Genomic DNA, 13,862 nt, shown 5'->3' on the forward strand with positions numbered 1-13,862 from the left:
CATGAAACTACGTGATTCGCTGGCTGAGAATAACTCCATCCTTTTACAGGCCGAAGCCAGTACCTGGCAGGAAGCGGTGAAGCTGAGCGTGGACCTGCTGGTTAAGGCGGACGTTGTCGAGCCGCGTTATTACCAGGCCATCCTGGATGGCGTGGCGCAGCACGGCCCCTATTTTGTGATTGCCCCGGGGCTGGCAATGCCGCATGGCCGCCCGGAAGAGGGTGTCAAGAAAACCGGTTTTGCGCTGGTGACGCTGAAAACCCCGCTGGTGTTCAACCACGAAGATAACGACCCGGTCGACATTCTGATCACCATGGCAGCTGTCGATGCCAACACCCACCAGGAAGTGGGCATCATGCAGATCGTTAACCTGTTTGATGACGAAGCTAATTTTGACCGTTTACGTGCCTGCCGTACCGCGCAGGACGTGCTGGATTTAATTGATAACGCCACTGCGGCGGCCGTTTAAGAGGAATTGAAAATGTCATTACCAATGTTGCAGGTCGCGCTGGATAACCAGACGCTGTCTCACGCTTACGAAACCACCCGTCTGATTGCGGAAGAGGTGGACATCATCGAAGTCGGCACCATTCTGTGCGTGGGCGAAGGCGTTCGTGCGGTTCGTGACCTGAAGGCGCTCTATCCGCATAAAATCGTGCTGGCGGATGCCAAAATTGCCGATGCGGGCAAAATTCTCTCTCGCATGTGCTTTGAAGCCAACGCCGACTGGGTCACCGTGATCTGCTGTGCGGATATCAACACCGCGAAAGGCGCGCTGGACGTGGCGAAAGAGTTCAACGGCGACGTGCAGATTGAACTGACTGGTTTCTGGACCTGGGAGCAGGCGCAGGAGTGGCGCGAAGCGGGTATCCAGCAGGTGGTTTATCACCGTAGCCGTGATGCGCAGGCCGCAGGCGTGGCGTGGGGCGAAGCCGATATCAGCGCGATCAAACGTCTGGCCGATATGGGCTTCAAAGTGACCGTCACCGGTGGCCTGGCGCTGGAGGATCTGCCGCTGTTCCAGGGTATCCCGATTCACGTCTTTATTGCCGGTCGTAGCATTCGTGATGCTGCGTCTCCGGTGGAAGCGGCGCGTCAGTTCAAAAGCTCAATCGCTCAGCTTTGGGGTTAAGGAGCGGGTATGTTGTCAAAACAGGTCCCGCTTGGCATCTATGAAAAGGCACTCCCTGCGGGGGAGTGCTGGCTGGAGCGGTTACAGCTGGCGAAGCAGCTGGGTTTCGATTTTGTCGAAATGTCGGTGGATGAGACGGACGAGCGTCTTTCTCGCCTGGACTGGCGCCGCGACCAGCGTCTGGCGCTGGTGAGCGCCATTGCCGAAACCGGCGTGCGCGTGCCATCCATGTGCCTGAGCGCTCACCGTCGTTTTCCGCTTGGCAGCGAAGATGATGCCGTACGCGCCGAAGGGCTGGAGATCATGCGTAAAGCCATTCGCTTTGCACAGGATGTTGGCATCCGCGTGATCCAACTGGCGGGTTACGATGTTTACTATCAGGAAGCCAACGATGAGACGCGCCGTCGTTTCCGTGACGGCCTGAAAGAGAGCGTTGAGATGGCAAGCCGTGCGCAGGTGACGCTGGCGATGGAGATCATGGATTATCCATTGATGAACTCCATCAGCAAGGCGCTGGGCTACGCGCACTATCTGAACAATCCGTGGTTCCAGCTTTATCCGGATATCGGCAACCTGTCGGCATGGGATAACGACGTACAGATGGAGCTTCAGGCGGGCATCGGGCATATCGTGGCGGTGCACGTAAAAGATACCCGTCCCGGCGTGTTTAAAAACGTACCGTTCGGCACCGGGGTGGTGGATTTCGAACGGTGCTTCCAGACGCTTAAACAGACAGGTTATTGCGGACCTTACCTGATTGAGATGTGGAGCGAAACCGCGGACGACCCGGCGGCAGAAGTGGCGAAAGCCCGGGACTGGGTGCGCGAGCGCATGGCGCGGGCAGGCTTACTGGAGGCGGAACATGCTTAAGCTGAAACAGCAGGTCTTTGAGGCCAATATGGATCTCCCGCGCTATGGACTGGTGACGTTTACCTGGGGCAACGTAAGCGCCATCGATCGCGATCAGGGGCTGGTGGTGATTAAGCCGAGCGGCGTGGCCTATGACGCCATGAAAGTGGACGATATGGTGGTGGTTGACCTGGAAGGACACGTTGTTGAAGGCAAATGGCGTCCTTCTTCAGATACGGCAACCCATCTGGCGCTGTACCAGCGTTACCCGTCCCTGGGTGGTGTTGTGCATACCCATTCCACGCACGCCACCGCCTGGGCACAGGCCGGGCTGGCGATCCCTGCTTTGGGTACGACGCACGCGGACTACTTCTTCGGCGATATTCCCTGCACGCGGGCGTTAACGCAGGCTGAGGTCGAAGGCGAGTACGAACTTAACACCGGCAGGGTCATTATCGAAACGCTGGGTGAGACGGAACCACTGCATACGCCGGGTATTGTGGTGTACCAGCATGGTCCATTCTCATGGGGTAAAGATGCGCATGACGCCGTGCATAACGCGGTGGTGATGGAAGAGGTGGCTCGAATGGCGTGGATTGCGCGCGGCATTAACCCACAGCTTCAGGGCATTGATGATTATCTGATGAACAAGCATTTCATGCGTAAGCACGGCCCGAATGCTTATTACGGGCAGAAGTGAATAAGTGCTCTGGAATACCGAAACAGTTGTAACCGGTGGTATTCCGGAGCCATTCATAAAAAAAGCCCCCGGCAGGGGGCAATCATATATAGCTATGATTTTCGTTGGCTTTCCTGGTGCTGGCGATAAAGCGTTACTGGTAAATATCTGCACTGGCGCGCATATTGCCGTTGCTGCCGGGCTCACGTGTCAGTATGACGTGATAGTATTTTGCGCCCTGCGCATCGGTTTCTTCATTAAGCGCCTGATCTGCTTCACTTTCAGTGGCGAAGTTATGATTGATGTAAATAACGCCTAAGCTCTGCACATCATCCATGTTTCTGGCCTGTCGGCTGTCTATCTTGATGGCTGCCATCGCGTTTGCACTGAGCAAAAGCGCAGCCAAAATGGCGAATGCGATTCTTTTCATGATATGCGCTCCACGACTGCGTGCTGTGATATGGGGTAATGCTCTCCTTCTCTGCTTAAGGCTTCTGATTAAAGTGTAATCGCTACTCGGGTTGCGATGGGTGACCATTTCTGATGGTGTTGTTCAAAAAAACAGCGTTTCTGATAAGTGAGATTTTAAATCACCCACTTAGAACAGCTTTACCCTTTGTGCGAATTATTTGTGCAATCACCTTGTGTTTAGCGGGGCGCGCAAGTATTATGACGCGTCAATTTTTCAGCCGACCTTTAACACGTTCCTTGCCTCCCCGGGCCTCGGCTGACCCAGACAGGAGGCTGAATAATCCGTAAGGAGCAATTCGATGCGTCATTACGAAATCGTTTTTATGGTCCATCCTGACCAGAGCGAACAGGTTCCGGGTATGATCGAGCGTTACTCTGCTGCCATCACTGGTGCAGAAGGCACGATCCACCGTCTGGAAGACTGGGGCCGCCGTCAGCTGGCTTACCCAATCAACAAACTGCACAAAGCTCACTACGTTCTGATGAACGTTGAAGCGCCGCAGGAAGTGATTGATGAGCTGGAAACTACCTTCCGCTTCAACGATGCCGTTATCCGCAGCATGGTTATGCGTACCAAACACGCAGTGACCGAAGCATCTCCGATGGTTAAAGCGAAAGACGAGCGCCGTGAGCGTCGCGATGATTTCGCAAACGAAACCGCAGATGATTCTGATGCTGGGGATTCTGAAGAGTAATTTCTGATGACCAACCGTCTGGTGTTGTCCGGCACCGTGTGCAGGACCCCCCTTCGAAAGGTCAGCCCATCAGGAATTCCGCATTGCCAGTTCGTGCTTGAGCATCGTTCTGTGCAAGAGGAAGCCGGGTTTCACCGGCAGGCGTGGTGCCAAATGCCCGTTATCATTAGCGGACACGAAAACCAGGCCATTACTCACAGTTTAACGGTCGGTAGTGCAGTAATCGTTCAGGGGTTCATCTCTTGCCACAAGGCAAAGAACGGCCTGAGCAAAATGGTTCTGCATGCCGAGCAGATTGATTTGATAGATACTGGAGACTAGCCAAATGGCACGTTATTTCCGTCGTCGCAAGTTCTGCCGTTTCACCGCGGAAGGCGTTCAAGAGATCGACTATAAAGATATCGCAACGCTGAAAAACTACATCACCGAAAGCGGTAAGATTGTCCCAAGCCGTATCACCGGTACTCGTGCAAAATATCAGCGTCAGCTGGCTCGCGCTATCAAACGCGCTCGCTACCTGTCTCTGCTGCCGTACACTGATCGTCATCAGTAATCGGGCACGGTCCATTAATACGACTTTAAGAGGATAAGGTAATGCAAGTTATTCTGCTTGATAAAGTAGCAAACCTGGGCAGCCTGGGTGATCAGGTAAACGTTAAAGCGGGTTACGCTCGTAACTTCCTGGTACCACAGGGTAAAGCTGTTCCAGCTACTAAGAAAAACGTAGAGTTTTTCGAAGCACGTCGTGCTGAACTGGAAGCCAAACTGGCTGACGTTCTGGCGGCTGCTAACGCTCGCGCTGAAGCAATCAACGCACTGGGCACCGTTACCATCGCGTCTAAAGCTGGCGACGAAGGTAAACTGTTCGGTTCCATCGGTACCCGCGATATCGCTGATGCAGTCACTGCAGCAGGCGTTAAAGTGGCTAAGAGCGAAGTTCGCATGCCGAACGGCGTTCTGCGTACCACTGGTGAGCACGAAGTTGACTTCCAGGTTCACAGCGAAGTGTTCGCTAAACTGGTTGTTAACGTAGTAGCTGAGTAATTTTTTACTCTGCTCACGTCGAAGCGCCGGCCTTGTGCCGGCGTTTTGCTTTTTAGCGTGACCCTACGTCATGTTTTGCGATTGTAAGGTCGCTATTCCTGATGCATTCTCTGATAATAAATTGAAACGCAATTTTATTTATGAGATTTGTCATGGATACCGCTCTGCCCACGCCCGTCTTTGCCCGTCGAAATGTGGCCTATGCCTGCGCCACGCTCTGCTGTCTGCTTTGGGGAAGCTCATACCCGGCCATTAAAAGTGGCTACGAACTCTTCCAGATCGCGACCGATGATATTCCGTCCAAAGTCGTCTTTGCCGGATACCGTTTTCTGTTTGCCGGTGCGTTGCTGCTGCTCTTTGCCCTGGCCCAGCGTAAACCGATTGCCAGGCTCACACCCACGCAGTTTGGTCAGCTCACGATCCTCGGGCTGACCCAGACCACCATCCAGTACACCTTCTTTTATATCGGCCTTGCTTACACCACCGGGGTGAACGGCTCGATCATGAATGCCACCGGGACCTTCTTCAGCGTGCTGCTGGCGCACTTTATCTACCACAACGACAAACTCAGCTATAACAAAACGCTGGGCTGTGTTCTGGGCTTTACCGGCGTGATGCTGGTGAACTTCCACGGCGGGTTAAGTGATTTCCAGTTTGTCTGGCAAGGTGACGGATTTGTGGTGCTGGCGGCCTTTATTCTCTCTGCGGCCACGCTTTACGGGAAACGCATTTCCCAGACCGTTGACCCGACGGTGATGACGGGATGGCAGCTGGCGATAGGCGGGGCGGCACTGGTTGTGGGAGGCTATGCCACGGGCGGGGCGCTGGAGGTGCACAGCATGAAGGCCGTCGCCGTGCTGGGGTATCTGACGCTGCTCTCATCCGTGGCGTTCGCCCTGTGGAGCGCGCTGCTGAAAGTGAACCGCGTGAGTATGATTGCCCCGTTCAACTTTGTCATACCTGTAGCAGGAACAGTGCTCTCCGCCATATTCCTCGGCGAAGACATTCTGGACATCAAATACGCGATTGCGCTGGTGCTGGTCTGCTCGGGGATCTGGTGGGTGAATAAACGTCGTGCCTGAGAACAAAAGTGCCGGGGGGCGGCTTCGCCTTACCCGGCCTGGGCTATTAACGTGCTCTGATAAAACTGCCGTCCGGCTGGCGGGTAAACAGTACCTGCTGCCCGTTTCCGGTATCGATCGTTAACCCGGTCACCACCCCACTGGCATTCTGGCGGATCTGCACCATCTGACCATTTTGCAGGTTGCTGAGCGGCTTGCCAGCCCCCTCGACTTGCGCCATGGCATACACATCCGTTGCCGGCAGATTGTGGTCGCGGAACAGCTGAGCAAGGGTTTTCCCTGGCTCTACGCGATACGAACGCCACTGCTGCTCAATGCCGGTGGGCTGTTGCGCCTGTGGCTCTGAAGGGGCGGCGGCCTGCTCCTGATCTTCCTGAACAGGTTCAGGTTCAACCGGCGCAACCTGGCCCGGATCGTTAGACGGTGTGACCAGTTGCGTCTGCATCGGCTGTGAATCAGGCTGCGGCTGGCTTTGCGACTGGATATCCAGCTCAGCATTGCGGCTTACCGGCCCGGTATCAACGTTGTCACTGCCGGAAGGAAGCAGGAAACCGATGACCATCAGCAACGCGCCGATGATAATGCCTCTGCGGTGCAAAGGCGGCAGCGGGTCCATGATGCGAAAGTTATCCGGCGCATGCCAGATTTTCGCCAGGGTAGGTTTCAGTTCAAATCGCCCGGGCATGGCTCTCCTCCTGCTCCGCGTCTTTTTATCCTGTCCTGAGAAGTGTAGTTTGCTAACTGCCTGATGGGCGTAACAAAGCCAGCTTTCGTGACATATATTAGGGAAAATCCTGACGGCTACTATTGTTTCCGTTTCGTCGCAGTTTGTCACCTTTACTTAAGACAAAGTTTTACCCATAAGGGCATGGCTGATATGCTGCCCGCTACTTTAAATGTGATGGAAGGAAAACCCATGACCACCCCGACTTTTGACACTATCGAAGCGCAGGCAAGCTACGGCATCGGCTTGCAGGTAGGACAGCAGCTGAGCGAATCCGGCCTGGAAGGTCTGTTACCGGAAGCGCTGGTGGCGGGTATCGCTGACGCGCTGGAAGGCAAGCAGCCCGCTGTGCCGGTTGACGTTGTGCACCGTGCGCTGCGTGAAATCCACGAACGTGCTGACACTGTACGTCGCGCGCGTTTCGAAGAGATGGCGGCAGAAGGCGTGAAATATCTGGAAGAGAACCGTGAGCGTGAAGGCGTGAACAGCACCGAGTCCGGCTTGCAGTTCCGCGTAATCAATCAGGGTGATGGCGCAATCCCGGCGCGTACCGACCACGTTCGCGTACACTACACCGGTAAGCTGATCGACGGCACCGTGTTCGACAGCTCCGTCGCGCGTGGCGAACCGGCTGAATTCCCGGTCAACGGCGTGATTGCAGGCTGGATCGAAGCCCTGACCCTGATGCCAGTAGGTTCAAAATGGGAACTGACTATCCCGCACAACCTGGCATACGGCGAGCGTGGCGCTGGCGCGTCCATTCCGCCATTCAGCACCCTGGTGTTTGAAGTCGAGCTGCTGGAAATCCTGTAATCGGTTTTTCTTATTTTCCTCTCTCCGATCGGGGAGAGGAAAATAGCGATAAAACCTGGAGTTACGACGGAATCAACATTTTGTATTGCAAACGAAACTGTTACGTGTATTTTTGTGAGCTGTTTCGCGCTGTATGAGTGATATGACACTCACTTTCAACATATTATTAACATAATATTCAAATCATAGTATTCATCCCGCCGATTCTTACCTACTATCGATAAGCCCTTACAAAGGGACCGTCATTTTTTTTGGCGTATTTAAAGGCCAGAAGAGCCTTAACAACACAGACAGGCATAAACAGGAAAATATCACATGGTAGATCAGGTCAAAGTCGCCGCCGCAGAAGAGGCGACGTCTGAACAGTCGCTACGGCGAAATCTCACGAACCGTCACATTCAGCTTATTGCCATTGGCGGCGCCATCGGCACAGGGCTATTTATGGGCTCGGGCAAAACCATCAGTCTTGCAGGCCCGTCGATCATCTTCGTTTATATGATCATCGGTTTTATGCTCTTTTTCGTGATGCGTGCAATGGGTGAATTGCTGCTCTCGAACCTCGAATACAAATCCTTCAGCGACTTCGCGTCAGACCTGCTTGGCCCGTGGGCGGGCTATTTTACCGGCTGGACCTACTGGTTCTGCTGGGTGGTTACCGGCATGGCGGATGTTGTCGCTATTACGGCCTACGCCCAATTCTGGTTCCCCGGCCTGTCGGACTGGGTGGCCTCGCTGGCGGTGATTGTCCTGCTGCTGAGCCTCAACCTCGCGACCGTTAAAATGTTCGGTGAGATGGAGTTCTGGTTCGCGATGATCAAAATCGTCGCCATCATCGCGCTGATTGTCGTCGGGCTGGTAATGGTGCTGACGCACTTCCAGTCGCCAACTGGCGTTCAGGCCTCGTTTGCCCATCTGTGGAATGATGGCGGCTGGTTCCCGAAAGGCATCAGCGGCTTCTTCGCCGGTTTCCAGATTGCGGTGTTCGCGTTTGTCGGGATTGAGCTGGTGGGAACCACGGCGGCGGAAACTAAAGATCCGGAGAAATCCCTGCCGCGCGCGATCAACTCCATTCCGCTGCGTATCATCATGTTCTACGTGTTCGCGCTGATCATCATTATGTCCGTGACGCCATGGAGCTCAGTAGTGCCAACCAAGAGCCCGTTCGTCGAGCTGTTCGTGCTGGTGGGGCTGCCCGCTGCCGCGAGCCTGATTAACTTCGTGGTGCTGACCTCTGCGGCCTCTTCCGCGAACAGCGGCGTCTTCTCCACCAGCCGTATGCTGTTTGGTCTGGCGCAGGAGGGGGTTGCCCCAAGCGCGTTCGCCAAACTCTCAAAACGCGCGGTACCGGCGAAAGGGCTGACCTTCTCCTGCATCTGTCTGCTGGGCGGTGTGGTGATGCTCTACGTTAACCCGAGCGTAATCGGCGCGTTCACCATGATCACCACGGTGTCGGCGATCCTGTTTATGTTCGTCTGGACCATCATCCTCTGCTCATACCTGGTGTACCGCAAACAGCGTCCACATCTGCATGAGAAGTCGATCTACAAGATGCCACTGGGCAAGCTGATGTGCTGGGTATGCATGGCGTTCTTCGTCTTCGTGCTGGTGCTACTGACGCTGGAAGAAGATACCCGTCAGGCGCTGATCGTCACGCCGCTGTGGTTTATCGCGCTGGGGCTGGGCTGGCTGTTTATCGGTAAGAAACGGATGGCTGGCATGCGTTAAGCATGTTGCCGGGTGGCGCTGTCGCTTACCCGGCCTACGTTCGAGGACGTTGTAGGCCCGGTAAGCGCTAGCGCCACCGGGCTTTTTTATTTACCCGATAATGCACGCGGGAACAGAACGTTATTCTCAAGACTGATGTGTTCCATCAGATCGTCGATCATCTCGTTGATGCCGTTGTACATCGCTTTCCAGGTGGTGCACGCCTCTGGCGGCGGTGTGACATTGTGGGTGGTGTGTTTGATCACTTCCAGCAGTTCGCCGGCGTCATCATGTTCGCTTTCCATCACGCTGATTGGCCCCATTGCCTGGCTGCCCATGCCCTGTTTGATCATCGGGAAGAGGATCTGCTCCTCTTTCATCATGTGGCTGGATAGTTCTTCGTGCAGCATGGTCAGGTATTTCGCCAGGCCGCGCGGTACGGAAGGTTTATCGGCGTGAACGCGCTCAACTTTGGTGGCCTGTAAAATCAGCTCCGGCAGCTGTTCGCGGTGACGGTCGTGGTAACGCACAATGATATGGTCGATGATTTCAGCCAGCGGCGCGGTGCGCCAGTCTTTGTCGACAGGCTGTTCTGCCAGCTTAGCCAGCTCCGCTTCGATAGCTTCTACATCCAGCTCTTTACGCGACGCTGCGCGCGCCAGCGTTTGCTTACCGCCGCAGCAGTAATCCATATCGTATTTACGGAACAGCGCTGAAGCGCGAGGGATGGAGAGCGCCAGCTCGCCTAAGGGTTGGTCGCGGAAGGCCATAGCAGTTACCTCATCATCAGGAATATAAGATGCATTTTAAATGCATCTTTATGTGGATACTATAACCCTTTAGAGGCAAGGGTAAAAATGAGAAGGGGATCACAAAAAAATCGTGCTTTTAACTTGCTGATTGAATGCAGAAAAGGGCTTTCGAAAGTTTTTAAAGGTGGAGAAACAGTAAACAACCTGCCGCGCGTGCCGATAGATACAGGTCAGACAATACCTGTATATAAAAAAGGCAACGCATGTTTAAACGTATAAAAGTCATTACTCTTTTGATTTCGGTGCTGCTTGTGCTCGGCATCATGCAACTGATCTCCGCCGGCATTTTCATTAATGCGCTCAATAACGACAAAGAGAACTTCACCGTTTCTCAGCTTTCCAGCCAGAACGTCGCGGAGTTTACCGACGCCTGGATCAGCCTGAATCAGGCGCGTGTCACCCTTAACCGCGGCATGCTGCGTCTGCAAAGCAGCATGGCGTCGCAGATTAATGGCGGGCAGCTGAACGAGCTGGTCAATACCGCGAAAAACCTGCTGGCTGATGCCCAGACACATTACGATAAATATTACGCGCTGCCGGAAACGCCGGGTATGGACGAGCACCTGGCCGACAGGCTGGAAGAGCACTACCGCATCTACTCCGCCACGCTGACGCAAATGAACGTTCTGCTGGGGCAGGGCAATCTGGAAGATATGTTCAAACAAAATGCCGAACAGAAGCAGACCGCGATGCAAAAGGTCTATCGCGAGTGGCGGGAGGCGCAGGCCGCGCTCACCGACAAAGGCATCAAGGACAATGAAAGCGACTACAAACGCATTCTGTGGATCCTGTCTGCGGTGATGCTGCTGGTGATCGCGGTGATTATTTCCAGCTGGATTGCGATGCGCCGCGTGCTGCTGCTGCCGCTGGAAGAGGTGATCAGCCATATCCGCGCCATTGCGGCAGGGGATTTAACCCAGCCGATTCAGGCTGAGGGTAAAAATGAAATGGCGATCCTGGCGCGCAATGTCCAAGAGATGCAGACTGCGCTGGCCAACACGGTGGGCGTGGTGCGTGAAGGCGCAGATACCATCTACACCGGCGCGGGTGAAATCTCGGCGGGCAGCAACGATCTCTCGTCTCGCACAGAGCAGCAGGCCGCTTCTCTGGAAGAGACGGCAGCCAGCATGGAACAGTTAACCGCCACCGTGAAGCAAAACGCCGATAACGCGCGTCAGGCTTCTCGTCTGGCGCTGGACGCCTCCTCCACCGCGAAGAAGGGCGGAAATGTGGTAGAAGGCGTGGTGCGCACCATGGACGAAATCGCCACCAGTTCCAGCAAAATTGCGCAAATTACCAACGTAATCGATGGCATTGCCTTCCAGACCAATATTCTGGCGCTGAACGCGGCGGTAGAAGCGGCGCGTGCGGGCGAGCAGGGGCGTGGCTTCGCGGTTGTCGCGGGTGAGGTGCGTACCCTTGCCCAGCGCAGCGCTCAGGCGGCGAAAGAGATCAAAGCCCTGATCGATGATTCCGGCGAGCGCGTTAACGCGGGCTCTCAGCTGGTAAATGAAGCGGGCGCGACGATGGCAGAGATCGTCAATGCAGTTACGCGCGTGACGGACATCATGGGGGAGATTGCGTCGGCCTCCGACGAACAGAGCCGCGGTATCGACCAGGTGGGCCAGGCGGTGGCGGAGATGGATCGCGTTACCCAGCAGAACGCCTCGCTGGTGGAGGAGTCTGCGGCGGCGGCGGCGGCGCTGGAAGATCAGGCCGCGCGCCTGAACGACGCGGTGGCGGTGTTTAAGATCACCCGTAACCAGGCGGTGAAAGCCGCGCCGGTAAAGACCTATGTACCTAAAGCGCAGACCGTAGCGGCGTCTGAAGCGAACTGGGAAACGTTCTGATACTGTGCCGGGTGGCGCTGACGCTTACCCGGCCTACGGTTTTGTAGGCCCTGCAAGCGAAGCGCCGCTGGTCGAAAAGCTCACCCCTCCGACGCCGGAACGACCATCGGTTTTTCCGGCTTCGCTCTCACCGCAATCACCACCCCAACGACCAGCAGCGCGATCCCGCAGGCCGTTAGCAGCGGCGGCACGCTCTGGCGCATCAGGAAGGTATAGAGCAGCCCGGCCAGCGTTTCAAAGACAATCAGTGGCCCCAGTATCACCGTCGGCAGCTTCTGGCTGGCAATGTTCCAGCACAGCGCGCCAACCCACGAACAGAGCACGGCAATGGCGACCATTAACCCGACGAATACCCACGGGCGCGGTCCGAAGGGCAGGGCGAAATCCGGATGCTGGCTACCCAGCCAGATACATGCACCCACATAGCCCAGCAACGAGACAGGAAGCGTGACCAGCGCCTGCGCCGTCGCCCACATCATCGGATGCTTATCCGGGTTTTCCCGCAGCCAGCGTGCGTTGCGCAGGGCATACCAGGCCCAGCAGACAACCGAAATAACCGCCAGAAAGATCCCAGAACCGTAACGCCACAAGCTGAAGTTTTCGAGGCCGTGGCGTAGCTCGGCAATATTCACGCACACCAGCCCCACGGCGATGCATACCAGCGCAGGCACCATTTTTGACCACGCCAGTTTGCCGTCACGCTGGCTATAAAGCAGGTTTGCGAAAACCGGAATGACCACCGGCAGCGTGCCGATAATCATGGTCGACACCGGCGCACCGGTACGCTGAATGGCGCTCGCCAGGCAGACGTAGTAGATAAGATTACCCATCATGGTCAGCCACAGCGCGGTGAGCCAGTCCTGGCAACTCAGCTGGCGCAGACGCGCACGCCCCAGCCATGCCAGCGGCACGGCAATAAGCCCCAGCGCCAGATAGCGTCCGGTCGACTGCAATATTGCCGGGTACTCCGGCACAATCAGCGGGCCGACGAAAATCAGCCCCCACATCAACCCTGCAAGCAGGGCATACAACACGCCGCTAATCATCTTTTCGTCCACAGTAATACATGTTGTAGCCAGTGTAGGAGGCACAGATGCACGCGTATTGTATGAGGTTGCGCATTAGCGCGGCGAAACCTGCTTCTGGTAACGCACGGGCGTAATGCCGTAGCGGCGGGTAAAGGCGCGGGTCAGGTGAGACTGATCGGTCAGCCCCGTTGCGGCGGCCACCTCGGCGGCAGGCATGCCGTGGGTGAGGAATGCTTTGGCGCGCCACAGCCGGATGGCCATCAGCATCTGGTGTGGGGTGACGTGAAAATGGGCCTTAAACTGGCGCTGGAAATGGTACGGGCTGAGCGACACGACGCTCGCCAGTTCGTCCAGGGTGAGCGCGCGCATATAGTTGTCGTGCAGATAGTCGCGAACGCGCTCGAAGCGGTGCGCGCCCTCCCGGGCTACCGGCGCGTGACGGGCCAGCGGCTGGAACGTCTCAATCAGATCCAGCAGCAACCCTTTTTGTGCCAGCGCATCGTTCGTATGCCAAAGGCCGTAAATCAGCTGGCCAATTTGCTGCGAGCGCAGCGGGTCGTGGCGGGTCACGTCGCTAAACCACCAGTGGCGCAGGCCGGTGACTTCTTCCAGCAGGTCGGGTTCGATATAGACCATCCGGTAGCGCCAGCCGCCTTCGGTGGCGGATTCGCCCGTGTGGATCTCGTCCGGGTTCATGGTCACGACCGATTTTTCAGCGGCTAAGTGTTGGGTTCCGCGGTAACGGAAGCGTTCGGCACCGGTTTCAATGGTGCCGATACCGAAGGCTTCATGCGTGTGAGGCTCAAAGGCGTAGTCAGCAATATGCGCGTGATATAGCTCCAGACCCGGCAACTGCGCCAGATGGCGAAAGCGCGCGCTGTCTCTCTCATCAGTAAACTGTTCCGGTACGCCTTGCACGGTGAGCCTCCTTGTGGGTCATCGCTTCATTATCCGAGATGACCCGAAGGGATGCCACAAA

17 protein-coding genes are annotated in these 13,862 nt (G+C 55.9%); 12 read left to right on the forward strand and 5 right to left on the reverse strand.

Annotation, left to right across the window (positions count from 1 at the left end; all coding sequences use genetic code 11):
* Position 1 precedes the first annotated feature (1 nt).
* From ulaC to ACQG1K_RS02170, 4 genes are read left to right on the forward strand one after another with little or no spacing between them, the layout of a single operon-like run.
* Positions 2 to 469 (forward strand): PTS ascorbate transporter subunit IIA, encoded by a 468-nt coding sequence (gene ulaC / locus ACQG1K_RS02155; RefSeq protein ID WP_003856024.1) that lies wholly within the window; start codon positions 2 to 4, stop codon positions 467 to 469.
* A 12-nt stretch (positions 470 to 481) separates the two neighbouring features.
* A complete protein-coding gene (gene ulaD / locus ACQG1K_RS02160) occupies positions 482 to 1,132 on the forward strand; it encodes a 3-keto-L-gulonate-6-phosphate decarboxylase UlaD (protein WP_058677069.1) in 651 nt (216 codons plus the stop codon).
* Between the two features lie 9 nt (positions 1,133 to 1,141).
* A complete protein-coding gene (locus ACQG1K_RS02165; RefSeq protein ID WP_022646833.1) occupies positions 1,142 to 2,002 on the forward strand; it encodes an L-ribulose-5-phosphate 3-epimerase in 861 nt (286 codons plus the stop codon).
* Positions 1,995 to 2,681: an L-ribulose-5-phosphate 4-epimerase gene (locus tag ACQG1K_RS02170; RefSeq protein ID WP_045307814.1), complete on the forward strand. Its 687-nt coding sequence runs from the start codon at positions 1,995 to 1,997 to the stop codon at positions 2,679 to 2,681. Before ACQG1K_RS02165 ends, ACQG1K_RS02170 begins: the two co-directional genes overlap by 8 nt.
* Before the next feature lie 133 nt (positions 2,682 to 2,814).
* Here the strand turns inward: ACQG1K_RS02170 and yjfY are convergent, their stop codons facing one another.
* Entirely contained in the window at positions 2,815 to 3,090 is a 276-nt protein-coding gene (yjfY, locus tag ACQG1K_RS02175; protein ID WP_023299144.1) for a DUF1471 family protein YjfY, read from the reverse strand.
* Positions 3,091 to 3,430: 340 nt separating this feature from the next.
* Between yjfY and rpsF the strand changes: the two genes are divergently transcribed.
* The 5 genes from rpsF to ACQG1K_RS02200 all read left to right on the forward strand — a co-directional run bounded on the left by rpsF (position 3,431) and on the right by ACQG1K_RS02200 (position 5,952).
* Positions 3,431 to 3,826, forward strand: a complete 396-nt coding sequence (rpsF, locus tag ACQG1K_RS02180; protein ID WP_003856034.1) for a 30S ribosomal protein S6 — start codon at positions 3,431 to 3,433, stop codon at positions 3,824 to 3,826.
* A 6-nt stretch (positions 3,827 to 3,832) separates the two neighbouring features.
* A complete protein-coding gene (gene priB / locus ACQG1K_RS02185) occupies positions 3,833 to 4,147 on the forward strand; it encodes a primosomal replication protein N (protein WP_022646836.1) in 315 nt (104 codons plus the stop codon).
* A 4-nt stretch (positions 4,148 to 4,151) separates the two neighbouring features.
* Entirely contained in the window at positions 4,152 to 4,379 is a 228-nt protein-coding gene (gene rpsR, locus ACQG1K_RS02190; RefSeq protein ID WP_000135199.1) for a 30S ribosomal protein S18, read from the forward strand.
* A 41-nt stretch (positions 4,380 to 4,420) separates the two neighbouring features.
* Positions 4,421 to 4,870, forward strand: a complete 450-nt coding sequence (gene rplI, locus ACQG1K_RS02195) for a 50S ribosomal protein L9 (protein ID WP_006810372.1) — start codon at positions 4,421 to 4,423, stop codon at positions 4,868 to 4,870.
* A gap of 152 nt (positions 4,871 to 5,022) precedes the next feature.
* The gene (locus tag ACQG1K_RS02200; protein ID WP_022646837.1) at positions 5,023 to 5,952 is read left to right on the forward strand and encodes a DMT family transporter; all 930 of its coding nucleotides are present in this window, start codon (positions 5,023 to 5,025) and stop codon (positions 5,950 to 5,952) included.
* 46 nt (positions 5,953 to 5,998) lie between these two features.
* On the opposite strand, the gene ACQG1K_RS02205 is transcribed toward ACQG1K_RS02200, so the two are convergent.
* A complete protein-coding gene (locus ACQG1K_RS02205; RefSeq protein ID WP_032625204.1) occupies positions 5,999 to 6,637 on the reverse strand; it encodes an OapA family protein in 639 nt (212 codons plus the stop codon).
* Positions 6,638 to 6,868: 231 nt separating this feature from the next.
* Between ACQG1K_RS02205 and fklB the strand changes: the two genes are divergently transcribed.
* Positions 6,869 to 7,489 carry an FKBP-type peptidyl-prolyl cis-trans isomerase gene (gene fklB / locus ACQG1K_RS02210; protein ID WP_022646839.1) on the forward strand — a complete coding sequence of 207 codons (621 nt, stop codon included), beginning with the start codon at positions 6,869 to 6,871 and terminating at the stop codon, positions 7,487 to 7,489.
* Positions 7,490 to 7,804: 315 nt separating this feature from the next.
* The gene (gene cycA, locus ACQG1K_RS02215) at positions 7,805 to 9,214 is read left to right on the forward strand and encodes a D-serine/D-alanine/glycine transporter (protein ID WP_022646840.1); all 1,410 of its coding nucleotides are present in this window, start codon (positions 7,805 to 7,807) and stop codon (positions 9,212 to 9,214) included.
* Positions 9,215 to 9,300: 86 nt separating this feature from the next.
* Here the strand turns inward: cycA and ytfE are convergent, their stop codons facing one another.
* Positions 9,301 to 9,963 carry an iron-sulfur cluster repair protein YtfE gene (gene ytfE, locus ACQG1K_RS02220; protein ID WP_023299148.1) on the reverse strand — a complete coding sequence of 221 codons (663 nt, stop codon included), beginning with the start codon at positions 9,961 to 9,963 and terminating at the stop codon, positions 9,301 to 9,303.
* A 245-nt stretch (positions 9,964 to 10,208) separates the two neighbouring features.
* Between ytfE and ACQG1K_RS02225 the strand changes: the two genes are divergently transcribed.
* The gene (locus ACQG1K_RS02225; protein ID WP_171932312.1) at positions 10,209 to 11,855 is read left to right on the forward strand and encodes a methyl-accepting chemotaxis protein; all 1,647 of its coding nucleotides are present in this window, start codon (positions 10,209 to 10,211) and stop codon (positions 11,853 to 11,855) included.
* Positions 11,856 to 11,935: 80 nt separating this feature from the next.
* Here the strand turns inward: ACQG1K_RS02225 and ACQG1K_RS02230 are convergent, their stop codons facing one another.
* Both ACQG1K_RS02230 and ACQG1K_RS02235 read right to left on the reverse strand, forming a co-directional pair.
* The gene (locus tag ACQG1K_RS02230) at positions 11,936 to 12,901 is read right to left on the reverse strand and encodes a DMT family transporter (RefSeq protein WP_032625208.1); all 966 of its coding nucleotides are present in this window, start codon (positions 12,899 to 12,901) and stop codon (positions 11,936 to 11,938) included.
* Between the two features lie 75 nt (positions 12,902 to 12,976).
* Positions 12,977 to 13,801 carry an AraC family transcriptional regulator gene (locus ACQG1K_RS02235; RefSeq protein ID WP_023299151.1) on the reverse strand — a complete coding sequence of 275 codons (825 nt, stop codon included), beginning with the start codon at positions 13,799 to 13,801 and terminating at the stop codon, positions 12,977 to 12,979.
* Positions 13,802 to 13,862 lie beyond the last annotated feature (61 nt).

The organism is Enterobacter cloacae complex sp. 402C9 (assembly GCF_050030745.1).
GTDB classification, from domain to species: domain Bacteria; phylum Pseudomonadota; class Gammaproteobacteria; order Enterobacterales; family Enterobacteriaceae; genus Enterobacter; species Enterobacter intestinihominis.